Genomic DNA, 25,559 nt, shown 5'->3' with positions numbered 1-25,559 from the left:
TACCTGTTTAACCCTTAAGACCGCCGGCGGTGAGGCCGGAGACGACGCGTTCCTGAAAGATGACGATCAGGATCGCAACCGGGACGATGCCGACCACCAGCGCCGCCGAGATGACGGGCCACGGGAAAGCGAACTCACCCTGGTAAAGCTGGATGCCGACCGGCAGCGTGCGCAGTGCCGGATTGGAATTGAAGGAAAGCGCCAGCAGGAATTCGTCCCAGGCGTTCACGAAAGCGAGAATACCGGCGGTGAAGACGCCTGGCGCGCATAGCGGCACGACAACCTTGAACAGCGCGCCGATGCGGGTGCAGCCATCAATCATGGCGGCGTTTTCCAGATCGCGCGGGATGCTTTCGAAGAAGGATACCAGCATCAGCGTGCAGACCGGCAGGGAGAGCACGGTGTAAGGCAGTATAAGGGCGGTCCAGCTATTGAGCAGGTCGAGCGCACGCATGATCTCGAACAGAGGCACCAGCAGCGTTACCAGCGGGAATGTGGAAACGGCGATGATGAGCGAGAGGATCAGCGCCCGGTACTTGAGATCGAGCCGCGCGAGCGCATAGGCTGCCAGCACCGAAATCAGAATTGTGAGTGCCGTGGAAAGCAGCGCGACCATGAAGCTGTTGAACAGGAAGAGGTGCAACGGCTGGTCGGAAAAGGCCTGCATGTAATTGGCAAGCGTCGGCGCATGCGGAAACCATGTGATCGGTTTCACCGTCAGTTCCGCTTCTGTTTTCAGCGAGGTGAACAGGATCCATATTGCCGGAAACAGGCCGTTGACCAGCAATATGGAGGCCGCAATGAAGCGCAGCGGCTTGCCGGAGAAGAAGGAGGACAGACCGGAGGAGGTCGCAACGGTGCTCATGGGATCAGTCCTTCGTCCTGATAATGCGGAGATAAACGGCGGTGACGCACATGGAGAGCGCAAACATCATGACCGCCAGTGCCGAACCGTAACCGAGATCGAGGAAGGAAACGGTGTTCTGGTGGATGTACATGGCGAGCGTCGTGGTTGATGTGCCGGGGCCGCCGCCGGTCATCATGTATGGAATATCAAAGGTCTGCAGCGCCGTAATCGTACGGAAGATGAGAGCAACGACGATCGAGGGCTTTAGGAGCGGTAGCGTGATCTCGAAGAACTGCCTGAGCTTGCCGGCGCCATCCACATCGGCGGCTTCATAAAGCGAGCGCGGAATGGTTTGCAGCCCTGCAAGGATCATCAGTGCCATGAAGGAGGAGGTCTTCCAGATGATGGTCAGGCAGATGGCTGCGAAGGCCCAGTTCGGGGAGTTGAACCAGATGATGCCTTCAAAGCCCAGCCGGTTCAGCACATCGTTGACCACGCCGTATTCGTAGTGGAAAAACCACGCGAAGATGAGGCCGGCGAACGACAGAGGCAGCGCCCAGGGGATGAGCAGCGACAGGCGCATCGGCCATTGCATGGAAAACGGCAGGTTGGCGAGGAGCGCAAGGCCCAGGCCCATGAACAGCGCTCCCGGCACCGTTATCAGCGTTATCAGCACCGTATTCCAGGTCGTTTCCCAGAAAATCGGGTCATCGAGCATCGCCGTGTAGTTTTCAAAGCCGATGAATTCCGCCGGCAGGCCTGATGTCAGCGAAAGGCTGAAAAACGAGGTGTAGACGAGACGCGCCACCGGATAGACGATGATAAGCGAAAGAAGAATGGCTGCAGGCGCCAGCAAAAGCACGGCAAGCGACCGGTCACCGAGATCGAGCCACCGCGTCCAGCGCGGCTGCGGTTTCTCGTCCACCCTGACCATTGTTCTCTCCGGCATCGTCACGTCTGCCACTCCCGCAACTGAATTCACGTCATCGTCTCCCGATCAGACCGGTTAAGTCCCGGCCCGTTTATCGCGCCGTTCAGGCGATTTTCACTGGTTCGGCCAAACAGGCCGGCAGCGGCATGTCCTGCATGCCGCCCCCGGCCGCAGGGCTTAGCGCAATACGCGGCGCAGACGGCTTTCCATCTGCTTTGCGCCGTCTTCCGGCGACATCACGCCCGCAAGCACGCCATTGACGGTGGTGCGGATCGTTTCGCTGACCTCGTTGTAACGCGGTGTGACCGGACGGGCCTTTGCCGTTTCAACAACCGGAAGAGCATCCGCAAACCAAGGGATGGACTTGGTCACATCAGCATCCTTGTAGAGCGAGGCATAGGTGGGCAGCAGCGCGGCATTGATGGCCATGAACTTCGAAACATCCTGGCTGGACAGATATTCCACCAGTTTCTTGGCTTCGTCCTGCTGCTTGGAATAGGCGGAAACGCCGAATTCCCAGCCGCCGAGGCACGTCGTCTGCTCTCCGCCCTTGACGGCCGGCAACCGGGCGACGCCAACCTTGTCGTTCACTTGGGATTCCTTGCCCTGAAAATGGGTCCAGGCGTAGGACCAGTTGACGGCGAAGAGAACCTTGCCCGCCTGGAATTCCTTGCGCGTGTCGTCGGTCGCCACTTCGGAAATGTTCTTCTTGGAAATGCCTTCGTCGACGAAGCTCTTCCAGAGCTTCAGCGAATCCACGGCCGCCTGATTGTCGAAATTCAGCTTGCCGTTTTGAACCAGCGACTTGCCTTCGCTCCAGTAGGGCAGCAGGAACGTGCATACCGCACCTTCGATGGCCTTACCCTGGAAGGAGAGGCCCTGAAGTTCGGGGTTCTTTTCGCCCTCCATCACCTTTTTTGAGGCTTCCTTCAGCTCATCCCAGGTGGTCGGCGGCTGGATGCCGTATTTGTCCAGCAAGTCCTTGCGATAGTAGAGGAACATGGAATCGGCGAACGCCGGCAGCGCCACGATCTTGCCGTTCACGGTGTTTGCTTCTGCATAGGTCGGCAGGTAGGCGGACAAGTCCTTGCCGGAGAAATCGCTGGTCCAGCCAGCGGTTGCGAACTGTGCGGGACGGATGACATCGAGCATCAGCACGTCAAGGCTCGAATCCTTGGCAGACATGACGGTGTTGAGATATTGCGCCTGCATTTCGGAGGTGTTACCGCCGGTCTCGATCACGACTTTCACGCCCGGCGTCTTCGCCTCATATTGATCGAGCGCCTTGCGCCACACGTCGGGTTGATGCTGGCTGGAAACGAAGATTTTGAGTTCGGCGTCGGCAAAGGCCTGTCCCGAAAAGCTGAGCATCGTTGCGCACAGCGCCGCTCCCGTAAGGGCTTTGAATTTCATGTTTTCCTCCCGTTATTGAAATCTTGAAGCCGGGCCGGTGGTGGCCCGATCCTGTCACTGAATGGAGCGTTCCGTCGTCACGTCGAACAGGTGCACCTTCGATGGGTCGAGGCCGATCTTCAGTTCCTCATTCGGAGCCGGTTTCATCTCTGGCGGCATTCTCGCCGTCAGCGCCGCATCACCGAGGGTGAAATGCACCAGCGTATCCGACCCCAAAGGCTCCACCACCTGCACCTTGACGGAGAGCTGTGTGTCAAATCCCCCGGCAGGACCGAAATGTTCAGGGCGAATGCCGACGATGACCTCCCGTCCATCGAGCGCCGTTTCACGGGACGGTCTGATTGCTGCAAGTGGAAGAGAGTTGCCGTCCGTAAATGTCAGCCTGTCGCCGGTCACTCTGGCGCGAGCGAAATTCATGGCAGGCGCACCGACGAAACCGCCGACGAACACGCTTTCCGGACGGTTATAGACCTCGTCCGGCGTGCCCACCTGCTCGATATCGCCGCCGCGCAGAATGACGATGCGGTCAGCCAGCGTCATCGCCTCCACCTGATCATGCGTAACGTAGATGATGGTGGTGCCGAGCTGCTGGTGCAGGCGCTTGATTTCCGTGCGAACCTGTCCGCGCAGTTTTGCGTCGAGGTTGGAAAGCGGCTCGTCGAACAGAAACACCTGCGGGCGGCGCACGATGGCGCGACCCATGGCCACGCGCTGGCGCTGGCCGCCGGAAAGCTGGCCCGGACGACGGTCCAGCAGATGGCTGATGCCCAGCATATTCGCTGCCTCATCAATGCTGGCATTGGCCTGCGAGGCGCTGACACCACGTACCTTCAGGCTGAAACCCATGTTTTCACGCACCGTCTTGTGCGGGTAAAGCGCGTAGTCCTGAAACACCATGGCGATATCACGCTCGCGCGGCGGCAGTTTGTTGACAACGCGGTCGCCGATCATCACCTCACCGCCGCTGATACTTTCCAGCCCGGCGACCATGCGCAACGTCGTGGATTTTCCGCAGCCGGAGGGGCCGACGAAAACCACGAATTCACCATCGTTGATTTCAAGGTCGATACCCTTGACGATGCGCAGGGCACCGTAACTCTTGTCCAGCTTGCGCAGGCTGACTGAAGCCATCTTTTCCTCCTCACGTCCGGGGCGTCCAAAATCGGATGAACGCAAACCCGGCATCAACCTTCAAATCCACGCATCGCTTTTCGAAAACATCATCCCGATCGTCCGGCGATATCGTGGGACGGCCAAACGCCTGTCTCCCTAAGGCCCGTGATATTACCTTTCGTCAAAAGGAAATCAATAGTGTATCAATGTTATTTCTGACAGAAATCAAAAACCGCCAAAGCTTTGATTTGTAGAAATATTTCAACCAAAATCCCTGCGTGGCAGGTCTCGGCTTCCTTGCCTGTGGTCAATTTTCTCTGTCCACGTGGATCACGCGAATTTCGTGCGTTTTCAACGTATGCGTGAAACGTACCGTGCGACGGTGTGGTCGAACCATGTCCATGAGACTTCAGCCACGGCTCCGTCCTGACCCTGGCTCAGGCGAAGGACGCGCGGCACCGACGCGCCGGGTTTCTGGCCGAATTGTGCAGGCGCCCATTCTGGCACTTCCCCGAGGTCGATGCGGTCTTCTGCCTTCGATATCCAGAGATTGAGGCGGGTGCGATAGTAGAGATAGAGCGATTCCGACAGGTTCTCGATGGTAATCGTGTCGACATAGGAACCGTCTAGCCAGATCTCCTCGATTGCCGCCGGTTTCCCCGCGATACGCCTCAGGCGGCGGATGCGGTGGCCTTCCGGCGATGTGCCAAAGGCGGGTAGGGTGGATGGCTTGGCAAGGCGCGCAACATTCAGCACCTCCGCCGTTGGCAGGCCACCCCCCTCGATCATCTCCAGCCGGAAGAAGGCATAGACGCTCTGGGGATCGCTGACCGCGCGGATATAATTGCCGGAACCCTGCACACGCTCCAGCAGTCCACGCTCCTGCAACTCCGCAAGCGCCTTGCGAAGCGTGCCGACAGCAATGCCGAGATCGGCTGCCATATCCCTTTCGGGAGCAAGCTTTTCACCATCTGTCAGACGGCCCGCAGCGACTTCGCGCACCAGCATTTCGGCGATCTGCAAATACATAGGCAGGCTGCCGCCCGTGTGTTTCATGATGCCATCCCCTCCGCAAAACAAAAATTGATACATCATTGATTTACATATTTCTTGATGTTATGCAAGAAAAACGAGAGCGGCCTTGAGGAGGAATTGCATGACCGTCGTACCCGTTACATCCGCTGATCTCGATGCTGCCGAGGTCTCCTGGTTTTCTGCCCTTTGTTCCGATGATTACGCCTATCTGGGCGTGCCGGATGGCAGCCTGCGCTCCAGCTTCGAACATTGCTCGGATATCGTCAAAAAGGCCGAGGAACTCGGTTTTCGCAACATTCTCTGCCCCTCTTCCTATCAGGTCGGCCAGGACACGTTGAGCTTCGTGGCAGGTTGCGCTCCGATCAGTGACCGCATCAATTTCCTTGCTGCAATCCGTTGCGGCGAAATGCAGCCGATCATGCTGGCGCGTACGGTGGCGACGCTCGATCACATGCTGAAGGGCCGCCTGACGCTCAACGTCATCAGCTCCGATTTTCCCGGCGAGGTGGCTGACAGCGCGTTTCGCTACAAACGCAGCCATGAAGTCGTGCAGATTTTGCGCCAGGCCTGGACCCGTGACACGATTGACCATGACGGCGAGATCTACCAGTTCAAGGGTGTCTCCACCGAGCCTGCACGTCCGTACCAGCAGAATGGTGGTCCGCTGCTCTATTTCGGCGGTTATTCGCCGGATGCGCTGGAGCTGTGCGGCGCGCAATGCGACGTGTATCTGATGTGGCCCGAAACGAAAGACCAGCTCGCAGACCGCATGCGTGCTGCCCATGAGCGTGCCGCAGCCCATGGCCGTACGCTGGATTACGGCCTGCGAGTCCACATGGTCGTGCGCGATACCGAACAGGAAGCGCGCGAATATGCCGAGCATCTGGTTTCGAAGCTGGATGACGAGTATGGCCAGCTGATCCGCAACCGCGCCCACGACAGCGGCTCACTCGGTGTATCGCATCAGGCGCGGGCCCGGGAACTGGCCGACAAGTTCGGTTATGTCGAACCCAACCTGTGGACCGGCATCGGCCGGGCGCGCTCCGGCTGTGGTGCAGCGCTCGTCGGCTCCACCGACAAGGTCCTTTCGGCGCTGGAGGAATACCAGAAGATGGGTATTCGCGCCTTCATCCTCTCGGGTTATCCGCATCTCGACGAGGCTGAACACTTCGGAACCAAGGTCTTGCCGCAAATGAAAACCTGCTCCCTGCCGCACGCATACGGCCGGGTGCCTTCTGAAACACCTGCCACGCCGCTGGGCAACGGGGAACGCCACTGATGGAACGTATCGCTCTTTCTGAAAACCTGGAGCTTAGCCGCATCGTTTACGGCATGTGGCGCATCGGCGACGATGCTGATACTTCGCCTTCCCATGTACAGGCAAAGATCGAAGCCTGCCTGGCGCAGGGCATCACCACCATGGATCAGGCTGATATATATGGTGGATACACGGCGGAAGCCATTCTGGGTGCCGGCCTCAAGGCAGCTCCATCCCTTCGCGACAAGATCGAGATCGTGACGAAATGCGGCATCGTGGCGCCAGCCGGGCGTCACTCAGCCGCCCGCGTCAAGCATTACGATACCACGGCTGGCCATATCAACGCTTCAGTCGAGGCCTCCTTGCGAGACATGGGCACGGATCATGTCGATCTGTTGCTGATCCATCGGCCCGATCCGCTGATCGATCCCGAAGAAACCGGCAAGGTGCTCGATGCACTGGTAGCTTCCGGCAAGGTCAAGGCCGTGGGCGTTTCCAATTTCCGCCCTTGGGATTTCTCCCTGCTCCAATCGGCTATGAGCAATAGGCTGGTTACGAACCAGATCGAAATGAGCTTGCTTGCTACCGATAGCTTCACCAATGGCGATCTGGCCTTCCTGCAGGAAAAGCGCGTTTCACCGATGGCGTGGTCGCCGCTTGGCGGCGGTTCGCTGTTTTCCGGTGCGCATGGTGGAACCATGGCTGCCCTGCAGCGCATCGGCAACGAGCAGGGCGTCGATGCCACTGCCGTTGCCATCGCCTGGCTGCTGCGGCATCCGGCAAAGATCGTGCCCGTGCTCGGCACCAACAATATTCAGCGCATAAAAACGGCGGCCGATGCCCTGCGCGTCACCATCGACCGCCAGACCTGGTTTGAGCTTTACACACTTGCAATTGGAAGCGAGGTGCCGTGATGACAGTCGCAGAAGCGATCAAAATGCCCAATGAGCATGTGTTTGTTCCCGGCGGCGAAAACAGCCGCAGCTTTCGCAATGCGCTCGGCGCTTTCACCACCGGCGTGACGGTGGTGACGGCAACGACGCCCGAAGGGCCGATCGGAATGACGGTCAACAGCTTCGCGTCGGTATCGCTCGATCCGCCGCTGGTGCTGTGGTCGCCTGCCAAAAATTCATCGCGCTATCCGGCCTTCAGCGGCGCAACGCATTTCGCCATCCATGTGCTGAGCGCAGATCAGGACGTGCTGAGCGCCCGCTTCACCCGCAACGGCCGCGCATTTGACGATCTTGACTGGGAAATCAACGACGAGGGCGTTCCGGTCATACCGGGCACGCTCGCCCGTTTCGAATGCCGGCAGGCGGCAGCCCACGATGCGGGCGATCACACCATCATCGTCGGCGAAGTGCTGCGTGCCGCCCACCGCGATGGCGATCCCCTGTGCTTTTCAGGCGGAGCCTTCGGGCGGTTTTCAAAGCAGTAGGCAGAACGGGATTTTCCCGTTCGATCTCGGCAGAGATTTACTCCAGCCATCTGTTGCTTATTTAACGGAGCACGCCTGTCGTGCTCCGTTTTTGTTTCGTCTGTCAGTAAAAACCACGCTTTGCGCTGTTCATACTGGAAATCATCTTTCAAACTGGCGTAGTTGATCTGATTCACAAAATGATTCGCTCGATCAAAGGAAGACCGCACGTCGCGCGGGTTAGGGAGACTGAATGTCCGCTTGTTTCTGCCATGTTTCGGAAGGGGAAACCTGTCCGACAGCGGAAATGCGTGCCTTGACGCCAAGCAGGCTTTTCGTCTGCGGGACGGCGGGTCTTTTTTTCTTTATATTTTCGCTTGCCGCTACATCGGAGGCTATCGCCGAAACGTTGCTCTGGACGGGGTCCGATGGGGGTGACTGGTTTACCGACGCGGACTGGGGTCCGTCGCGCCGCGTGCCTGGTGCCAGCGATGATGTGATGATCGATACCTACGGCCCGGTCATTACGATAGGGACGAGCGCCAAAGCCCGTGAATTGTTGATAGGCACCGCGCCAGGGGCCGGCACGCTGGTAGTGCAGGGCGGCTTGCAGACAGATTCAGTTTTTCTCGGCGCTGTCAGTGGCGCGTCCGGCACCGCAAGTTTCATCGGTGCGAAATGGCAGAATGACGGTGATGTCTCCATCGGTGGCAGCGGCGTGGGTAACCTTTCCCTTTTGCACGGCACGACGGCATCGTCGAAGAACGTCCTTATTGGCGGAAGCGGGACTGGAAATGGCTCCCTCAAGCTCGATAACTCTTCCACTCTCACGACTTCCGACACCGTTTTTGTGAGCGGGTCGTCTTCCGGAGCTGGCGGCGGTGGAAATTTGGAGGTGCTCGGCGCCAGCGAGCTTTACAGCGCGAGAGGCGTTCTGGCCGAAGACCTCGGCACGATGGGAACCGCGCTGGTTTCCGGTGAAGACAGCCACTGGACCATGTCCGGGGATATGGTCGTTGGCGAAGCAGGCGTTGGTAAGCTCACCGTAACCGGTGGCGGCACGGTCATCAGTCAGACAACGACGGTGATTGCCAATCTGGCTTCTGCGGACGGAAGTTCTGTGACGGTAAGCCGTCTAGGCTCCGCACTGCAAAGCGGCGGATCGCTCGTTGTTGGCAATTCGGGAGCTGCAACGCTTCTTGTAGAGGCCGCAGGGACCGTAACGAGTGGCGAGGCCATTATCGGCCGCCATTCGGCAAGTGAGGCGACTGTCACCGGCGACGGCTCGAACTGGAGGACCGGCGACCTGCAGGTCGGCGGCGATGTCGCCGATCCGGGCGGTGCCGCCGGCAATGGTAAGCTCAACGTTATGGCGGGTGGCTCCGTTGATAGTACGACGGCGCGGCTTGGCGTTGTGGCGGGTGCAACGGGCGCTGCCGCCGTGGATGGGCAGGGATCGGTCTGGACAGTCAACCGTGGCGATCTCGAGGTGGGGGTAAATGGCACGGGTTCGCTGGCGGTCACGGGCGGCGGCCTTGTCGATGCAGCGAATATCATCATCGGAGCAAATGCCGGTGGTACTGGTTCCGCCCGGGTATCCGGTGCCGGCAGCAAATTGCAAAGCCGCGCCGATCTCAATGTCGGCCTTGACGGCAACGGTTCCATGACCGTCGAGGCCGGTGGCACGGTGGAAAGCCGCGACGGCTATGTTGCGGCCCATGGCGGCTCCACTTCCACCGTAACGGTGGCGGGCGACGGATCGAGCTGGGCGATGACCGGAACGTTTTTTGTCGGATACGGAGGCGGGACTACAGGAAATGTGTCGGTCAGCGCCGGCGGCGGTATCAAAGCTGCCAAGGTGATGCTCGGTGATCTTGCCGGTTCCTCCGGCACGATGACGATCACAGGATCGGGTTCGAACGTCACCGCTTATATCGACAACGGCGTTGTGAACTCCGGCTCCGTCGATGTGGGTTTTGAAGGTTCCGGAAGCTTGACCGTTACGAACGGCGGATCACTTGATGCCTATGATCTCTATGCGGGCAGTGCGGCGGGATCGAATGGAAACGTTCTGGTAAGCGGTGTGGGATCGCGCGTTGCGGTTGGCAATCTCATGGTCGTCGGCGATGCCGGAAACGGTTCCGTTGAGATAACCGGCGGAGCCTCGCTGGCTGCGCCCACTATTCTCATTGCCGCATCGGCGGGTTCCACAGGCGTGCTCAACATCGGAGCTGCCGCGGGCCAAACCGCCCGCTCAGCCGGTGCGTTAGAAGCGCGCACGATTGCTTTCGGTGCAGGCAACGGCAGCATCGTCTTCAACCATTCCGAGACCGGCTATATACTCTCAGCCGATATTTCAGGTGCGGGCAAAGTCGTTGCCGAAGCTGGCGTCACAACGCTTGGCGGCAATAACAGCTATTCCGGCGGCACCACGATTTCCTCCGGCACGCTGAAAGGCAACTCAAAAAGTTTCGGCTCGGGCGGCATCGCCAATGATGCGCAACTCGTTGTCGATGGTGCCGGCACGCTTTCCAATGCCATCAGCGGTACTGGCACCTTTGAAAAGACGGGCGATGGCAATCTGGTCTTGACCGGAAATAGTACCTATACGGGCACCACTGCGGTTTCCTCTGGAAAGCTCAGCGTCAATGGCTCGCTTGCAAGCGCTGTTTCGGTCGGTACCGGCGCGACACTTGGCGGCTCCGGCACCATCGGAGGCCTGACCGTCGGCTCGGGTGGCACGCTCGCGCCCGGCAATTCGATCGGCACGCTGGCTTCCACGGGCAGCGCAACATTTGCTAGTGGCTCTCGCTATGAGGTTGAAATCGACGCCGCCGGCAATTCCGACAGGCTTGCCGTGACCGGAACCATCACTATCGACAATGATGTCAGTCTTGTCGTTACGTCGCTGGCGAACCAAACTGCCTATAGCCTCAGCACCCGCTACACTATCCTGACGGCAACGGGTGGAATTACCGGTACGTTTTCAAGTGTCGGCGAAAATTTCGCCTATCTGACCGCAAGGGTAGCCCGGAGTGCCGACGACGGCAGTACCTATCTTTCCTTCGCCCGGGCATCACCGGATGCCGGCTTTTTGGCCGCTGAAACATCGACGGCCAATGCGCGCGGGGCCGCCAACGCCATAGAGGCGCTTGGGGAAAGCTCGCCGCTCTACGAGGCGGCCGTGTTTCTGCAGCAGGGCGAAACCCAATCCGCCTTCGCGCAGCTTGCCGGGGAAGTTCATCCCTCGCTTGCCATGGCTTTGATCAACCGCAGCCAACTCACCCGCGATGTCATTCTCAACCGGCTGCGCAGTGCTTTCGAAGGTGTCGATGCGCGCCCGATCCTGCCGGTCGCCTATGCTGAAGGCGGATCAAACCCGTTTGACATTGACGAGGGTTCACTCACGTTCTGGTCCAGTGGTTTCGGCTCTCGCGGCCGCATCGATGGCGATGGAAACGGCGCATCGGCCGAGATGAAGGGCGGCGGCGTCCTCTTTGGTGTTGACGGAGATCTGGCTGATGGCTGGCGTGCCGGGGTAGCGGCCGGTTACGGCCGTGATGTGATCAGCCAGGGTTCTCCTGCGGCATCTGCTGACGTAGACAGCTACTATGTGGCGGGTTATGCGGGCAAAACAATTGGCCCTGCATCCCTGCGTCTTGGTGCAACCCACGCCTTTCAGGATGTCGAAACGCGCCGGGCGGTTTACTTTTCAACATTGAAGGAGGACCTCACCGCCGGTTACGACGCTTCCACCACGCAGGTCTTTGCCGAAGCCGCCTGGCGGTTCGATTTTGATCTCACCCATATCGAGCCTTACGCCAATATCGCTTACGTGAATACGCGGACGGATGCTTTCCGGGAGATGGGCGGTATCGCCGCCGTGTCTTCGGGTGCCGTCAGCCACGACGAGTTTTATTCGACGCTCGGGGCGCGCATCAGCCGTGACATTGCGTTGGAGGGGATGCTTGGACGCGCGATGCTCGATATCGGGTGGCGTCATGCCTATGGCGATCCGATGATGGAGAGCGCACTGTTCTACGATGGTGGCAGTGCGTTTTCTGTGACAAGTGCTGCCATGGCGCGCGACGTGGCATTGATCAATCTGGGGCTTAGCTACAATCTCAACCCATCCGCCACCTTGACATTCCGTTACGGCGCGGTTTTTGGCGCGGGTCTTCTGGATCAATCTGCTTCAGCCCAACTTGGAGTTCGTTTCTGATGAAGCGCAGTCAAAACACGCTTTGGAAAACGGCTCTCATGGTGTTCCTGTCCGCCGGTTTGGTGGCAGGCGGTGCTCCCGCGCAAGATGCAGAAAAAAAGGCGGCGGCGCCGTTGCGTGAGGTTCACGGGAGTTGGCAGCTTGCTTGCGTCGCGCCTGCGAAAAAAGATGATAGTGACGCCAATACGCCGGTTGCGGAGACGGCAAAACCGCTCTGCGCCATCGCTCAGGTCCAGCTTGAGGAGAAGACACGCAAATTGGTCGTCTCCGTCGAGTTCCGGCTGGATGATGTGGGGACGCCGGGTAAGCTTTCCGGCACCATGGTCATGCCTTTCGGCCTTGCCGTCACAAAGCTGTTTTCGGTAAAATCCGGAAATGTGCGGTTGCAGGAAGTTCAGGTCAGCACGTGTCTGCCCGTGGGCTGCATCGTTTCCTTCACGCCGTTCGTCGAACTTGTAACCGCGCTGAAGGCCGGACAAACCCTGACAATAGAGGCCCCCGATCTGCAGGGCCGAACGGTTTCGTTCCAGTTGCAGGGACAGGGATTTGCCGAGGCACTGGAGCGCCTCGGAAGCTTGCATTAGAGCATTTCCGGTAGAAACCGCATCGCGGTTTATGTTCGGAAATGCGTATCTACGATCTATGCCGCGACGGAATCGGGTTCGCTGGCACTTTCCGGCTTTTGCGGTTCCGCGTGTTTTTCGGCCGATTTCTTGCGCGAAAACAGCCCGGTGAGGTAGGTACCCAACCTGTCCATTTCCACGAAGATGACCGGGGTGATGAACAGCGTCAGCAATTGCGAGACGATGAGACCACCGACCACGGCAACACCAAGTGGCTGGCGCAGTTCCGAGCTGGCGCCTGAGCCGAGGGCGATGGGCAGGGCGCCCAGCAGCGCGCAGAAGGTCGTCATCATGATCGGCCGGAAACGGCGTACGCAGGCTTCGTGGATGGCGCGGGTGGGTGGTTCGGCCTTTTCGCGGATCAGTTCCACCGCAACGTCGATCATCATGATCGCGTTTTTCTTGACGATGCCGATCAGCATCAACAGCCCGATCAGCGCAATGATCGAGAAATCCATGCCCATCACCTTCAGCGCCACCAACGCGCCAAAAGCCGCCGCCGGCAGACCGGAAAGGATGGTCAGCGGGTGGATGAAGCTTTCGTAAAGCACACCCAGCACCACATAGATGGTCAACACCGCCGCAAGAATGAGGATGCCGGTATTGCCCTGGCTCTGCTGGAATATCGCCGCCGTGCCGCCATAGCTGGTGAACACGTCCTGCGGCAGGCCGATGGTGGTTTTGATCTGGTCAATACGGCTCGTCGCATCCGAAAGCGCCACGCCATCCGGCAGGTTGAAAGAGACGGTCGTAGAAACGAGCTGGCCCGTCTGGTTGATGGTCACCGGCGCCTGCGTGCGGGTGAGGGTGGCGAAGTTGGAAAGCGGAACCAGAACACCCGATTTTGCCGAGAGAATGTTGATGTCGCTCAGGAAATCGTCATTCCACTGTTTCGAGCTGTCGAATTCGACGATCACATCATAGCTATCACCGGTCGACTGGATTTGCGCCGCCGTATAACCGCCGAACGACATTTCCAGCGTCTTGCGCAATTGGTCGTTGGTAATGCCGAAGGCGGCTGCCTTTTCCGGGTCGACCGAAATCGTCGCCGCAATTGCGCCGTTCTGAGCGTCGGAATTGACGGCGGCGAATGTGCGGTCGCGGCGCATCGCCTCCATCAGCTTGTTCGACCATTCATTGGTCGCGTCGGCGTTCAGGCCCTGAATGACGAGTTGGTATTGGCTGGCGGAGCTGCGCCCGCCCAAACGTAAGCTTTGCTGGGGATTGATATAGGTGCGGATGCCCGCCACCTTCGATGTCGCCTGGCCAAGTTCCGCCAATACCTGGCTTAGCGGTGCACGCTCTTCCTTCGGCTTCAGCTCCACGAACATCGAGCCGTTATTCAGCGGGTTGCGGGAATTGCCGCCGACTGTAGAGGTCACATGCACCACGGCCGGGTTCTTGCGGATCTGATCGGCCACCTGCGCTTGAAGATCACGCATCGCGGTATAGGAAATGTCCTCACGCGCCTGCGTCGACACGGAAAGGCGACCGATATCCTCCTGCGGGAAGAAGCTGGAAGGCAAAGTCTCGAACAGATAAAGCGATGCTGCAACCGATGCCAGGAATGCGCCCAGAACCACGCGGCGATGGGAAAGGCACCAGCCAACGGCCTTGCCGTAGAGGCGAAGCGTGCGCTCGAAGCCGGCGTCGAACCAACGGATGATGGCCGGCGGTCTGGAGGAATGACCCGAAAGCCTTGAGGCGAGCATGGGCGTGACAGTCAGCGAAACCAGCGCCGACGCCATGATCGCCAGCGTGACCACCATGCCGAATTCGTTAAACAGCCTGCCGATCACTCCGCCCATCAGCAGAATGGGAATGAACACTGCGACCAGTGAGATGGACATGGACAGAATGGTGCCGCTGACTTCCGCGGCGCCCTGAAGGGCCGCCTCGCGCATCGTCAGGCCTTTTTCTTCGTGCAGTCGCAGGATGTTTTCCAGCATGACGATCGCATCGTCCACCACAAGTCCGACCGACAATGTCAGCCCGAGTAGCGAGATATTGTCGATACTGTACCCCAGAACATACATGGCGCCGAAGGCGGTAATCAGTGATAGCGGCACGGCAAGGCCCGGAATAATGGTCGCCGTCAGATGCCCGGTGAAGAGATAGATAACCGCGACCACCAGCCCGATTGTGAGGAGCAGCGTGAACTGTACGTCGGCAATCGCGTCCTTGATTGCAGTCGAGGCGTCATTCATGACGTTGATATTGACCGATGGCGGCAATTGCTGGCGCAGCGCCGGTAACTTGGCCCGGATGGCATCCACCACATCAACGGTGTTGGCGTCCGGCTGGCGCTGCACGGCAAGAACGATCGCCTGTTCGCCATCGAACCAACTGCCGGCATTGGGGTTGTCGATACTGTCCGTGACATTGGCGATATCGCCGAGATGGATGGAAGCACCGTTGCTTGTCGCCACCACCAGCGAGCGGAAGGCCGCCGCATCGGTGCGCTGGGTGTCTGCCTCTATCGTCAGGCGCTGGTTGTCATTCTGCAACGCGCCCACGGGCACCTGATTGTTCGCCTGCGCGATAGCGGTTGTGACGGTATCGACGCCAAGCCCTCTTGCCTGAAGCTGCGAGGGATCGAGGCCAATGCGCACGGCATAGGTCTGCGCGCCGTAGATACTCACCTGCGCGACACCGGAAATGGTTGAAAGCAGCGGCGAGATGATATTCTCGGCGATTTCGTCCACCTTGCTGGTCGGCATCTCCTTGCTGTTGATGGCAAGCAGCAGTACCGGCGCATCGGCCGGGTTGGTCTTGCGGTAACTCGGCGTTGTCGTCATGTTGCTTGGCAACTGCCGCTGTGCGCGCGAAATCGCCGCCTGAACATCTGCCGCCGCTGCGTCGATGTCACGGTTGAGATCGAATTGCAGCACGATGGAACTGTTGCCCAGCGTGTTGGTGGCGCTGATTTCGCTGACACCCGGAATGGTCTCGAACTGCTTCACCAGCGGCGTGGTGACGGAGGTGGCCATGGTTTGCGGCGAGGCGCCCGACAGCGACGACGAAACGCTGATCGTCGGAAAATCGACTTTCGGCAGCGCAGCGACGGGCAACAGGCGGAAACCGGCAAGCCCGGCGAGCACGAGGCCGATGGCGAGAAGGGTGGTTGCGACGGGTCGGTTGATGCAGAAATTCGGGATCATGGGTTACCCACCTGTTCCTGCTGCGAAATATTGGCGGCCAGATTGGCGGCCGCGCCGCCCTTGTCCGAGAATTGCTCGACCACCTGTTGACCGTCGGCAAGTCCCGACTGGCCTTCGATGATCACATGCTCGCCGCCGGTGAGGCCGCTGGCAATGGCTGTCATATCGCCGTTGGAGCGGGCAACCTCCACGGTCGTCATATGAACACGGTGGTTGTCATCGACGGTGTAGACGAAATTGCCCTTCGGCCCCGGCCGCACGGCAACCGTCGGCACGACGATCATCTCCGCGTCGGAGACGAAATGAGCCGTGACGTTGACGGACTGGCCGGGCCACAACAGCCCGCGATCGTTCTTGAATTCCGCTTTGGCAAGTACGGTACCGGACGTTTGGTCTACGACGTTGTCGTAAAAACGCAGCATGCCGCTCATGGGCTCGCCGCCGGTTGCCGCCGGGTCTACATCGACCGCCGTGTCCTTCTGAACGCCTTCGCGCAATTGCGGCAGGTAGCGCTGCGACAGGCGAAAACTGACAGAGATGGGATCGTATTTCGTGATCGTCACAATATTGATGCCAGCGCTGAGATAGGCACCGGGGCTGACGGTAACATCGCCCAGTCGCCCATCGAAGGGCGCACGGATCTCCATATGTTCGAGCGTTACCTGGTCGGAAGCAAGCGTCGCCTTGTCGGCATCGATCTTTGCGGCGGCGCTGTCCCTGGCTGCCCTTGCCTGATCCAGCACCTGCTGGGACTCTGCGCTCTGCTTGACCAGATTGGCGGCGCGCTGGAAGGCGGCTTCCGTCTGTTCCAGCGTTGCCTGATCGGCAGCGATATTGGCCTTGTCCTTGTCGACGGCTGCACGGGCGATACGGTCATCCATCTTGAGGATCAGATCGCCCGCCTTGATATGCTGGCCGTCCTTCGCGGAGATTTCCGTAACGAGACCGGCCTGAAGCGGCGCTATATTGGTGATGTCGGCGGCAACCGCCCATCCCGTCGCCGTAGCATCCATTGGCAACGTCGCCTTGTTGACGGCGATGGTGCTGACGGTAGGCGGCCCGCCATTGCGCCGCCCGCCACCTTGCCTCTGGCCTGTCTGCTGGCCGGCTTGACCGTTCTGCGACGTCTGGCCCTTCTTGCCGGCAGATCCATCGGCCGTTGCCGTTTCTGCATGTGGCGAAACGCTGGCGAATTGTTTGAGGTAGGGAATTTGATCAAGGGGCAGGCGATCTTTAAAATACCACGCGCCGGCGGCTGCGATGGCGAGAACGCTGAGGGCGGTCCAGAAACGTTTCATCTGACGGTTCCGCAAAATGAGAGCAATACATGTTTCCCGAACATGTTCGGCAAGCCCTGGGAGCAGCTTTAGCTCCCACAAGACACCCAATGCGCTGCAAAATCACCTTAAACTTTTGTAATGGCGGCGACGATGTCTGCCGTCATGTTGCCTTGCGAAACAAGGGTTGTGGCGCTTTTGGGCATATGCCCGTCGCCGGGCTCGATGCGCGGCACTTGACCCCAATCGTGACCAAAATAAAAAGCCGCCTCGTTTCCGGGGCGGCTTTGAACAGGAGCGGCGAGTTGCCGAGGATCAGAACGCCCGGATGGCGTTGCGCGTCGCAAGTACATCCTCGGAGACGTTGCCGGCCGTTGCGGGAACGGAGCCGACGAGGTCCAGGAACTTGTAAAGTTCGGTTGCCTGCGAGTTGGTGACGTAGATGATATCGCGATCCTGCATAGGGAATTTCGTGGTGGCAAAGAAGGTTGAAGGATCGCGCAGGTTGGCGCGGAAGATGACCGGAACTTCCTGTCCCGGGAACTTCGACATGTCGATGCCAAGCTTCACGAGAAGATCGCGTTTGACGGTACGATAGACATAGACCTGCGCAGGGTCGGCACGGGAATCGAGCAATCCGCCCGCCTTGCCCAGCGCATCCGAGAGCTTCAGCGCGGCGTCCTCAAATTCGAAACGACCATTGAGGCCGGAAGCGCCGAAAGCGAGATAGGTGCGGCGTTCACGCTCCACCATGACCGTGTCGCCCGGAACCACATAGATGTTCTCGGAAGGCGTGCTGACAAGGTGATTGTAGTTGACGCGCGCGGTCTTGCCGCGACGGATCAACGTGACATAGGATTCGATATTTGGGGCGCTGAGGCCTTTTGCATAGGAGATGACGTCGAGAACTCGGTCACCTGCTTCTGAAAGCTGGACCTTCGTCGGCTCCTTGACGTCGCCAAGCACGGATGCCTGTGCGGAGCGGCTGGAAATCTTGGTGATGAGGACCTGCGGTTCGATTGCCCGGTTGGCCAGTCGCTCCTCGATCTCGCTCTGCACATCCTCGACATTGCGGCCTGTTGCGCGGATCTTGCCGGCATAGGGAACGCTGATATTGCCTTCCCGGTCTACCGTCTGGTTCGGCAGGCTGATGAAGTTGCCGGGACGGCTGCCCGCATCGTTTGGAATGAAAAGTCCGCCCGCCTGGCTTTCGAAGATTGCGACCTGCACCACGTCACCAACGCCCATCGGCAACGCCGGAACACCGCCCTTGCCGCCGCCGAAACTGCCGAGCAGGGTGGCGGTGGTGGTATCGCCGACATAGTTCAGGACGGAACTGTTGATATCGATGAGAGCGTAGTCAACGCCCGCAGTTTTCTTTTTGTCCTTGGAACTGAATTTCACTGAAGCGTTGGATTCGATTGTTGCCGCATCGGGGCCTGATGCCGCGGTGACGGTGCACCCCGCAAGTGCTGCGGAGGCAAGCAGAATCGAAACATTCAATAAACGCATTTGGTCCTCAAAATAAATTTCGTCCGAAAAAAGAAACAAACCGGACATCGTATAGTTTTATAAAAATCGGCACTTCATATTTGATACCGGTAAATCAAATCTCAACCGGGCATTACATCCGTTCAGCGGAATCGTGTCACGAAATGTCTACGCTGGCATCAGGCTTATTGCCTAAATTAAGGCGATACTTCAAGTTAAGTCGTCGCTCAATTGCGCTGGGAAATCCGTAGCATGCACAATCTTCACGAACCCGAATGGCGTCAGTATCATCGTTCTTCAATATTCAATCGGACGGCATAATCACTGCGATTACCGCATAGCGCTAGTGCAGTTTTGTCACGCTTGTCCAGTTTCTTTCATGTTTGACTTAAAAACACGATAATTGGTTGTTTTGCAGTATGTTTTCCCTAAAGCAGCGGCTGCTCCTTAGTCCCCGGTTGGTCTGCGGCGCCAGCCGCTCATTGACCCCGAAACGGATAGCGGCCATCATTCCCGTGTGGTCAAAAACGACCAGAATGCCGAGACCCTTGGCTATATCATAGCTGTGATCACGCAACGCCTCATCTCCCATAAAGCACCTAATGTAAATTTTAAAATTATTTATAATTCAGTGAAATATTTAGTTGATGTGGATACAAAATTTATTATGAAATACTAATCGTGTATCGGAAGTATTGAATGAGGTTAAAAATCTGTCTATTGTGGCAGCTGTATAAATATGCTTAATATTAAAAACTTGAAGATTCGTATTTGCCGAGTCCCGATCCTGGTGTTGTTATACGCTCCCTGAAGCGTAGCAGAAGTACGGGTAAAATTGCTTCTACCATCTGGACGTCGCGAATGTCCGATATGGTTTTGGCCAGTTCGTTATAAATAAGCGCGGCCTCCGTTATTGTAGACCGTGTAGGCGACTTTTGGCGACACTCCGCGAAGATCGTCTCGACCCGGTCGCTGATTTTTTGCAGCAGGGCAACGTCGTAGGCAAGAGTAGGTGCCGCTGGCGCCGTGTCAAACATGTCGCCCATACCGGCCACGAGCCAACTTATATTGATGCCGAACCGCTCACGATAGAGAGCCAAAACGCCAGCGTCGGGAATACGGTCGCCCCGTTCATAGTAACCAAGCATTGCGACTGTCAGGCCTAGTGCCTCGGCAAATGGCTCACGCTCGTCAAATTTCAGTGCTTCGCGGACCTCGGTCAGCCGTTTTCCCAACGGCGTCTTTGGCTCGACGCGTTTCCTGCTCATAATTCCGCATAAATATCACGATTTGGTATTTAATAGATACCAATTTGTGATATTCCTCTGTTTGTACAAAGTCCAAATCACTCATGAGGTAGGCCGGTCAGGGCCGCCTCGCTCACAACGAGGAATCATTATGCACGGCGACTGCATTGCGGACAAGGCGACGGCGAGCCTGCGCTGGATAAGAGAATGCCGGTGACGCCCCTTGCTTGACCTATGAGTGTCTCTGTCGAAGACAACAGAGTATATCCAATATGGATATATTCGACCTTGAAAATTGCATGTCAGGCCCGTTCAGCCAGCGCGAAATTCACGGTATCGGCAAATTCTCGCAGGAAGCGTTCACTTGAAAAGCGGGCGGCGTTGTCGACACAGGCGTTCTTGTCGAAACTGTCGGAGTTATCGACAAACTCCTGCACCGCAGCGCAGATAGCTTCAGGCGTTTGCTCGCGGAAATAAAGGCCGGTCGGCTGATTGGAGGCGCCGAGAGGAACAACGGTCTCTAGTACACCGCCTTTTCCATAGGCGATGACGGGTGTTCCCAGCGCTTGCGATTCAACCGGGACGATGCCGAAATCGTCTTCGGCGGCAAATACGAATGCCTTGGCTTCCGCCATGTATTTGTGAAGCTCGTCATTGCCGACGAAACCGAGGATCTCGACATTGGGAGTGGCGATTTCCTTGATGCGTTTCATGTCCGGGCCGTCGCCGATGACGACCAGTCGTCTATCGGGCATTTTTGCAAAGGCTTCTACGATGAGGTGGACCTTCTTGTAAGGCACCAGCCGCGAAGCCGTGACGAAATAATCGCCTTTCAGGTCGGAAGGGGAGAGATGGGAAGTATCCACGGGCGGATAAATAACCGTAGAGTCGCGTCCGTAGCATTTGCGAACCCGGCTGCGAATGAATTTGGAATTGACCGTCATGAGATCGACGCCATTGGCGGTGCGGATGTCCCACATGCGAATATAGTGAAGAACGGCACGGGCGATCCACGAGGCGAAACCGCGACTAAGCTTTGATTCTTTCAGGTACTGGTGCTGGAGATCCCAGGCGTAACGGATGGGGCTGTGAATATAGGAGACGTGAAACTGGCCGGGTCCGGTGATGACGCCCTTGGCGACGGCGTAGCTTGAGGAAATCACCAGATCGTAGCCGCTGAGATCAAATTGTTCGACGGCCAGCGGCATCAGCGGCAGATAGGAGCGATATTTTTTGCGAGCGAAAGGCAGTTTCTGGATGAAGGAGGTGTTGACCGGCCTGCCACCGAGAAAGCCCCGGTCTCGATCGCTCATGAAATCGACAAGGCAATAGAGATCCGCGTCAGGATAGATCTCAAGAAGGTTGTGAAGCACTTTTTCGGCCCCACCTCTGTCGGTGAGCCAGTCATGCACGATTGCCGTCTTCATGATTTCCTCAATAATTTCAACGTAATAAAAATTTATAACCCGCCTTGGAATAAAGCTCGGCGGTTTAGAATATCTGGTCTGTCTGCAGCCCTTAAAAACACGGCTGGGAAGGCGAATAACGTAACGATTAATAAGAATGCGAGATTATGTCTGTCGTAATCTGGTCTTGGTCTGATCCTCAATAGCACTTTGTTCGCAAATGCGAAATATCAAAGCCTCTTAATTCCTCCTCTTCGTTTTCCAGTTGAAAGCCAGCCGTAGTTTTCCGCAGTTTCGGCTGGCAGCAGCGGTGTTTGCCGCGCGCCGTGTTTCGGGCGAAATAGCCTGTTTTCCATCGACTTACGTTCCGTTTCCGCCTCTTGCGAAGGCCCGTCTTCCGTTTCGCCTGTCTTGGAAACCATTCCTCGCGTCGCATTGTCATTGACAAGGCGCCCTATCAAGTTATTCTGTTATAAAGATTGGTATAACATAATAATGGAACTCATAAGGTCGGAACCAAGAGCTGGGAGCTTAACAATGAGACGTAAACTTGCATTTCTCGCCACTGCTGCTTTGATGCTAGCGCCGGGCGTGATGATGGCTGCGGAAAAGGGCGGTGTCATCAATGTCGCCACGATCGGCGAGCCGCCGACACTCGATCCCATGGCCTCGACGGCCGATCTCGTCGGCATTGTCACGCAACATATTTTCGAAACGCTCTACACTTTCGACAAGGGGTGGAAGGTGACGCCGCTTCTGGCGGAAAGCCTGCCTGACATCAGTGCGGACGGCAAAACCTACACGATCAAGCTGCGGAAGGGCATCAAGTTCCATGACGGTAGCGATATGACCTCGGAAGATGTCGTCGCATCGCTTGGCCGCTGGATGAAGATCGCATCACGCGGAAAACAGGTCGCCGGTTTCATCGACAATATCTCCGCGCCTGATGCCGAGACGGTGACAATCACCCTCAAGCAGCCCTATGCGCCGCTAACCTCGCTGCTTGCTTTCAACAACTCCGCAGCCATCATTCTGCCCGCTGAAAAGCAGGCTGAGCCGATGACAGAATTTGTCGGCACCGGCCCGTATATGTTGAAGGAACGCAAGGCGGACCAATATATCCAGCTCGTCCGTTTCGACGGCTACAAGTCTCGTGACGGTGAAAGTGACGGATATGGCGGTGCGCGCCATCAGTATCTCGATGAAATCCGTTTCGTTCCGGTTCCCGATCCGAATACCCGTGTCGAGGCCGCTGTTTCCGGCCAGTATGACTACGTCGATTCCATTCCGGTGGAATCCTTCGCCAAGGTGAAGTCCTCCTCGGCCTCGCAGCCGTTGATGCTGAAGCCCTTCGGTTATCCGGTCTTTGTATTCAATACCAAGGAAGGTTTGTCTTCCAAGCTGGAGGTCCGCAAGGCGGTGACCGAAGCGTTGAACATGGAGGACATGCTGGCGGCGGCGTTCGGCAGCACGGATTTCTACGCGCTTGATGGCGCCTACTATCCGTCCAATTTCTCCTGGCATTCGGAAGAGGGCGTCGAAGGCAATTATAATGTCGGCAACCCGGAGGCCGCAGCCGAAAAGCTGAAGGCCGCCGGATATAGTGGCGAGCCGCTGCGCATTCTCACCAGCCGTCAATATGAGTTCCACTACAAAATGGCGCAGGTGGCAGCGGAGTATCTGAAGCTTGCCGGTTTCAAGGTGGATATGCAGGTGGTGGACTGGGCGACGCTGACGCAGCGCCGTGCCGACCCGAAGCTCTGGGATATCTACATCAGCCACAGCCCCTTCCTGCCGGAGCCGGCGCTGATTGGCGCGCTTTCCACAGGTTCGCCGGGCTGGTGGGACACGCCGACGCGCAAGGCGGCGGTGGACGCTTTCACCTCGGAGGCTGATCCGGAGAAGCGCATTGCTCTCTGGGCCAAGGTGCAGAAGACGATCTATGACGAGCTGCCGCTCATCAAGATCGGCGACTTCAACGCCGTGGCGGCGAAGTCCAACAAGCTTGATGGCGTCGATCCGGCTCCCTGGCCCTATTTCTGGAATGCCTCGGTTACGAAGTAAGACCGCTCCGCACTCCGTGACCCCGGACTGAATCCGGGGTCCAGCGCGATTAAGTCTTTGACCGAAAGAGGACGCCTTCACCACGCAGACGCGCGGTGGCTGAATGCCGGATCAGATCCGGCATGACGGAGGCGGGAGTCTTCCAGCCATGAGCGCCGGGTTTACCGGCACTCGTCGACAACTCTGTTCAACCGTCGCCTGAGAGCGGCCCATCACGCGCTTCGGAGCATTCATACGTGATACGGTATATTTTCCAGAGACTTGCCGGAATGATCGTGGTGATGTTTCTCGTCGTCACCATCGTTTTCATCATCCTGCGCGTCACGCCCGGGGATCCGGCGGCGGTGATGCTCGGGCCGGACGCTTCGGCACAGGACATCGCGGAGTTGCGCACCAGACTTGGCCTAGATCAGTCGCTTGGCGTGCAATATGTCTACTATATCGGGCAATTGCTGCGCGGTGATCTCGGCCAGTCGATCTTCCTCAACATGCCGGTTGGATCGGCGCTTCTGGATCGGGCGGAACCGACCTTCTTCCTGACGATCTTTTCGCTGTTGATCGCCAGTGCCATCGCGCTTCCCATCGGCATCTATGCCGCATACCGGCGCGGTTCCTTCGTGGATCAGGCAGCGACAACCATTGCGATGCTGGCGGCGAGCATTCCGAGCTTCTGGCTTGGCCTGATCCTCATGCAGTTCTTCGCCGTCCGGCTCGATATGTTCCCGGTGTCGGGATATGGCGGTCCGGGCGCAAGCTTCCTCGAGCGCATGTATCACCTGACCTTGCCGGCCATCGCACTCGGCCTCGTTTCTTCCGCCCTCATTCTGCGCTTTACCCGTGCCTCGATGCTGGATGTTCTCGGCGACGACTATGTCCGTACCGCCAGAGCCAAGGGCGTAAAGGAACGCCGGGTGGTGATGAAACACGCGCTGAAGAACGCACTCATCCCCATCCTCACCGTGCTTGGTCTCACCGCCGCCGTGCTGATTTCCGGCGCGGTCGTTACGGAAACTGTGTTTGGCCTGCCGGGCGTCGGCAATCTCGTCGTGTCAGCCGTGTTGAGGCGCGATTATCCGGTCATTCAGGGCGCGCTTCTCGTCATCGCCGGGCTTTACGTGCTCATCAATTTTGCCATCGACATGCTGTATCTGCTGGTCGATCCGAGGGTTCGTTACTGATGGCCGATATCACCTCCACCGCCCAGCCGGCGCGCAACCCGACCGTCCTGTTCATTCGGCGTCTGTTGAAGCGCAAGACGGTCGCAGCCGGTCTGATCGTGCTGCTCGTCTTCGTGCTGCTCGCCGTTTTCGCGCCGATGATCGCGCCTTATTCGCCGTCGAAACTGTCGATCGTCAACCGTCTGAAACCGCCGAGCGAACTCTACTGGTTCGGCACCGACGAGTTCGGCCGTGACGTTTTTTCCCGTACCATCTTTGCGGGAAGGCTGTCGCTTCTGGTGGGGGCCGCCGTGGTGGCGCTCTCGGCGTTGATCGGCATCACGCTCGGCCTGCTTGCAGGTTTCTTCCAGAAGCTGGACACGCCGATCGCGCGGTTGATCGATGCCATGATGGCTTTTCCGGATATTTTGCTGGCCATCGCGCTGGTCGCGGCGCTCGGCCCGTCGCTGACGACTGTCATCATCGCACTTGCCGTCGTTTATTCGCCGCGTCTTGCCCGCATCGTGCGTGCTTCGACGCTGGTGATCCGTGAACTGCCCTATGTGGAGGCGGCCAAGGCGCTCGGCATCTCCACCTTCCACATCATGACGCGGCATGTGCTGCGCAATCTGATCTCGCCGATCCTCGTGCAGTGCACCTTCCTTTTCGCCAGCGCCATGCTGGCCGAGGCCGGCCTTTCATTTCTGGGGCTGGGTGTCAGCCCCGAAATTCCGACCTGGGGAACCATGATCTCCGCAGGCCGCCAATATATCGGCCAGGCGGACTGGATGACCTATTTCCCCGGCTTTGCCATCATTCTTTCCGTGCTCTCGCTGCAAATGGTTGGCGACGGACTGCGGGACATGCTCGACCCAAGACTGCGAAGGGATTTGTAAT

Annotated in this window: 18 protein-coding genes; 8 read left to right on the top strand and 10 right to left on the bottom strand. The window is 58.1% G+C overall.

Annotated elements, in window-relative coordinates:
• Positions 1-7: 7 nt before the first annotated feature.
• The 5 genes from ASD46_RS11570 to ASD46_RS11550 all read right to left on the bottom strand — a co-directional run bounded on the left by ASD46_RS11570 (position 8) and on the right by ASD46_RS11550 (position 5,360).
• Positions 8-865: a carbohydrate ABC transporter permease gene (locus ASD46_RS11570; protein WP_025595701.1), complete on the bottom strand. Its 858-nt coding sequence runs from the start codon at positions 863-865 to the stop codon at positions 8-10.
• A gap of 4 nt (positions 866-869) precedes the next feature.
• Entirely contained in the window at positions 870-1,781 is a 912-nt protein-coding gene (locus ASD46_RS11565) for a carbohydrate ABC transporter permease (RefSeq protein ID WP_003510821.1), read from the bottom strand.
• A gap of 174 nt (positions 1,782-1,955) precedes the next feature.
• Entirely contained in the window at positions 1,956-3,191 is a 1,236-nt protein-coding gene (locus ASD46_RS11560; protein ID WP_013761547.1) for an ABC transporter substrate-binding protein, read from the bottom strand.
• Positions 3,192-3,245: 54 nt separating this feature from the next.
• Positions 3,246-4,322 carry an ABC transporter ATP-binding protein gene (locus tag ASD46_RS11555; protein ID WP_003510819.1) on the bottom strand — a complete coding sequence of 359 codons (1,077 nt, stop codon included), beginning with the start codon at positions 4,320-4,322 and terminating at the stop codon, positions 3,246-3,248.
• 333 nt (positions 4,323-4,655) lie between these two features.
• Positions 4,656-5,360: a GntR family transcriptional regulator gene (locus ASD46_RS11550; protein ID WP_013761546.1), complete on the bottom strand. Its 705-nt coding sequence runs from the start codon at positions 5,358-5,360 to the stop codon at positions 4,656-4,658.
• A 100-nt stretch (positions 5,361-5,460) separates the two neighbouring features.
• Here ASD46_RS11550 and ASD46_RS11545 point away from each other — a divergent pair, with 100 nt between their 5' ends.
• The 5 genes from ASD46_RS11545 (at position 5,461) to ASD46_RS11525 (ending at position 12,820) form a co-directional block, all read left to right on the top strand.
• Positions 5,461-6,618: an LLM class flavin-dependent oxidoreductase gene (locus tag ASD46_RS11545; RefSeq protein ID WP_003510817.1), complete on the top strand. Its 1,158-nt coding sequence runs from the start codon at positions 5,461-5,463 to the stop codon at positions 6,616-6,618.
• Complete coding sequence (locus ASD46_RS11540; RefSeq protein WP_013761545.1) at positions 6,618-7,511, top strand: aldo/keto reductase; 894 nt, start codon at positions 6,618-6,620, stop codon at positions 7,509-7,511. Before ASD46_RS11545 ends, ASD46_RS11540 begins: the two co-directional genes overlap by 1 nt.
• Positions 7,511-8,035 (top strand): flavin reductase family protein, encoded by a 525-nt coding sequence (locus ASD46_RS11535; protein WP_013761544.1) that lies wholly within the window; start codon positions 7,511-7,513, stop codon positions 8,033-8,035. Before ASD46_RS11540 ends, ASD46_RS11535 begins: the two co-directional genes overlap by 1 nt.
• Before the next feature lie 232 nt (positions 8,036-8,267).
• Positions 8,268-12,236 carry an autotransporter domain-containing protein gene (locus ASD46_RS11530; RefSeq protein WP_025595705.1) on the top strand — a complete coding sequence of 1,323 codons (3,969 nt, stop codon included), beginning with the start codon at positions 8,268-8,270 and terminating at the stop codon, positions 12,234-12,236.
• On the top strand, positions 12,236-12,820 hold the full coding sequence (locus ASD46_RS11525; RefSeq protein WP_025595707.1) for an invasion associated locus B family protein: 585 nt from the start codon (positions 12,236-12,238) through the stop codon (positions 12,818-12,820). Before ASD46_RS11530 ends, ASD46_RS11525 begins: the two co-directional genes overlap by 1 nt.
• Positions 12,821-12,876: 56 nt before the next feature.
• Here the strand turns inward: ASD46_RS11525 and ASD46_RS11520 are convergent, their stop codons facing one another.
• The 5 genes from ASD46_RS11520 to ASD46_RS11495 all read right to left on the bottom strand — a co-directional run bounded on the left by ASD46_RS11520 (position 12,877) and on the right by ASD46_RS11495 (position 21,462).
• Positions 12,877-16,020: an efflux RND transporter permease subunit gene (locus ASD46_RS11520; RefSeq protein ID WP_013761541.1), complete on the bottom strand. Its 3,144-nt coding sequence runs from the start codon at positions 16,018-16,020 to the stop codon at positions 12,877-12,879.
• Positions 16,017-17,318: an efflux RND transporter periplasmic adaptor subunit gene (locus ASD46_RS11515; RefSeq protein WP_025595710.1), complete on the bottom strand. Its 1,302-nt coding sequence runs from the start codon at positions 17,316-17,318 to the stop codon at positions 16,017-16,019. The genes ASD46_RS11520 and ASD46_RS11515 overlap by 4 nt, the downstream gene beginning before the upstream one ends.
• 294 nt (positions 17,319-17,612) lie before the next feature.
• Positions 17,613-18,809 carry a polysaccharide biosynthesis/export family protein gene (locus ASD46_RS11510; protein WP_013761539.1) on the bottom strand — a complete coding sequence of 399 codons (1,197 nt, stop codon included), beginning with the start codon at positions 18,807-18,809 and terminating at the stop codon, positions 17,613-17,615.
• Positions 18,810-19,537: 728 nt separating this feature from the next.
• Positions 19,538-20,056, bottom strand: a complete 519-nt coding sequence (locus tag ASD46_RS11500; RefSeq protein WP_013761537.1) for a helix-turn-helix domain-containing protein — start codon at positions 20,054-20,056, stop codon at positions 19,538-19,540.
• 281 nt (positions 20,057-20,337) lie between these two features.
• Positions 20,338-21,462, bottom strand: coding sequence for a glycosyltransferase family 4 protein (locus ASD46_RS11495; protein WP_003510798.1), 1,125 nt, complete (start codon positions 21,460-21,462; stop codon positions 20,338-20,340).
• Between the two features lie 516 nt (positions 21,463-21,978).
• On the opposite strand from ASD46_RS11495, the gene ASD46_RS11490 reads away from it, so the two are divergent.
• The 3 genes from ASD46_RS11490 (at position 21,979) to ASD46_RS11480 (ending at position 25,558) form a co-directional block, all read left to right on the top strand.
• A complete protein-coding gene (locus tag ASD46_RS11490; protein ID WP_060642283.1) occupies positions 21,979-23,505 on the top strand; it encodes an ABC transporter substrate-binding protein in 1,527 nt (508 codons plus the stop codon).
• A 236-nt stretch (positions 23,506-23,741) separates the two neighbouring features.
• Positions 23,742-24,683, top strand: a complete 942-nt coding sequence (locus tag ASD46_RS11485; RefSeq protein WP_003510794.1) for an ABC transporter permease — start codon at positions 23,742-23,744, stop codon at positions 24,681-24,683.
• Positions 24,683-25,558 carry an ABC transporter permease gene (locus tag ASD46_RS11480; protein ID WP_003500772.1) on the top strand — a complete coding sequence of 292 codons (876 nt, stop codon included), beginning with the start codon at positions 24,683-24,685 and terminating at the stop codon, positions 25,556-25,558. Before ASD46_RS11485 ends, ASD46_RS11480 begins: the two co-directional genes overlap by 1 nt.
• Position 25,559 lies beyond the last annotated feature (1 nt).

The organism is Rhizobium sp. Root491 (assembly GCF_001427205.1).
In the GTDB taxonomy this organism is placed as follows: Bacteria; Pseudomonadota; Alphaproteobacteria; order Rhizobiales; family Rhizobiaceae; genus Agrobacterium; species Agrobacterium tumefaciens.
The sequence above is the reverse complement of the archived record's forward strand: the minus strand, read 5'-3'. Positions and strand labels throughout refer to the sequence as shown.

What these genes read in the sequence shown, in the direction of transcription:
- ASD46_RS11570 (WP_025595701.1), bottom strand. Translation starts at nt 865, where the DNA reads ATGAGCACCGTTGCGACCTCCTCCGGTCTGTCCTCCTTCTTCTCCGGC.
- ASD46_RS11565 (WP_003510821.1), bottom strand. Translation starts at nt 1,781, where the DNA reads ATGGTCAGGGTGGACGAGAAACCGCAGCCGCGCTGGACGCGGTGGCTC.
- ASD46_RS11560 (WP_013761547.1), bottom strand. Translation starts at nt 3,191, where the DNA reads ATGAAATTCAAAGCCCTTACGGGAGCGGCGCTGTGCGCAACGATGCTC.
- ASD46_RS11555 (WP_003510819.1), bottom strand. Translation starts at nt 4,322, where the DNA reads ATGGCTTCAGTCAGCCTGCGCAAGCTGGACAAGAGTTACGGTGCCCTG.
- ASD46_RS11550 (WP_013761546.1), bottom strand. Translation starts at nt 5,360, where the DNA reads ATGAAACACACGGGCGGCAGCCTGCCTATGTATTTGCAGATCGCCGAA.
- ASD46_RS11545 (WP_003510817.1), top strand. Translation starts at nt 5,461, where the DNA reads ATGACCGTCGTACCCGTTACATCCGCTGATCTCGATGCTGCCGAGGTC.
- ASD46_RS11540 (WP_013761545.1), top strand. Translation starts at nt 6,618, where the DNA reads ATGGAACGTATCGCTCTTTCTGAAAACCTGGAGCTTAGCCGCATCGTT.
- ASD46_RS11535 (WP_013761544.1), top strand. Translation starts at nt 7,511, where the DNA reads ATGACAGTCGCAGAAGCGATCAAAATGCCCAATGAGCATGTGTTTGTT.
- ASD46_RS11530 (WP_025595705.1), top strand. Translation starts at nt 8,268, where the DNA reads ATGTCCGCTTGTTTCTGCCATGTTTCGGAAGGGGAAACCTGTCCGACA.
- ASD46_RS11525 (WP_025595707.1), top strand. Translation starts at nt 12,236, where the DNA reads ATGAAGCGCAGTCAAAACACGCTTTGGAAAACGGCTCTCATGGTGTTC.
- ASD46_RS11520 (WP_013761541.1), bottom strand. Translation starts at nt 16,020, where the DNA reads ATGATCCCGAATTTCTGCATCAACCGACCCGTCGCAACCACCCTTCTC.
- ASD46_RS11515 (WP_025595710.1), bottom strand. Translation starts at nt 17,318, where the DNA reads ATGAAACGTTTCTGGACCGCCCTCAGCGTTCTCGCCATCGCAGCCGCC.
- ASD46_RS11510 (WP_013761539.1), bottom strand. Translation starts at nt 18,809, where the DNA reads ATGCGTTTATTGAATGTTTCGATTCTGCTTGCCTCCGCAGCACTTGCG.
- ASD46_RS11500 (WP_013761537.1), bottom strand. Translation starts at nt 20,056, where the DNA reads ATGAGCAGGAAACGCGTCGAGCCAAAGACGCCGTTGGGAAAACGGCTG.
- ASD46_RS11495 (WP_003510798.1), bottom strand. Translation starts at nt 21,462, where the DNA reads ATGAAGACGGCAATCGTGCATGACTGGCTCACCGACAGAGGTGGGGCC.
- ASD46_RS11490 (WP_060642283.1), top strand. Translation starts at nt 21,979, where the DNA reads ATGAGACGTAAACTTGCATTTCTCGCCACTGCTGCTTTGATGCTAGCG.
- ASD46_RS11480 (WP_003500772.1), top strand. Translation starts at nt 24,683, where the DNA reads ATGGCCGATATCACCTCCACCGCCCAGCCGGCGCGCAACCCGACCGTC.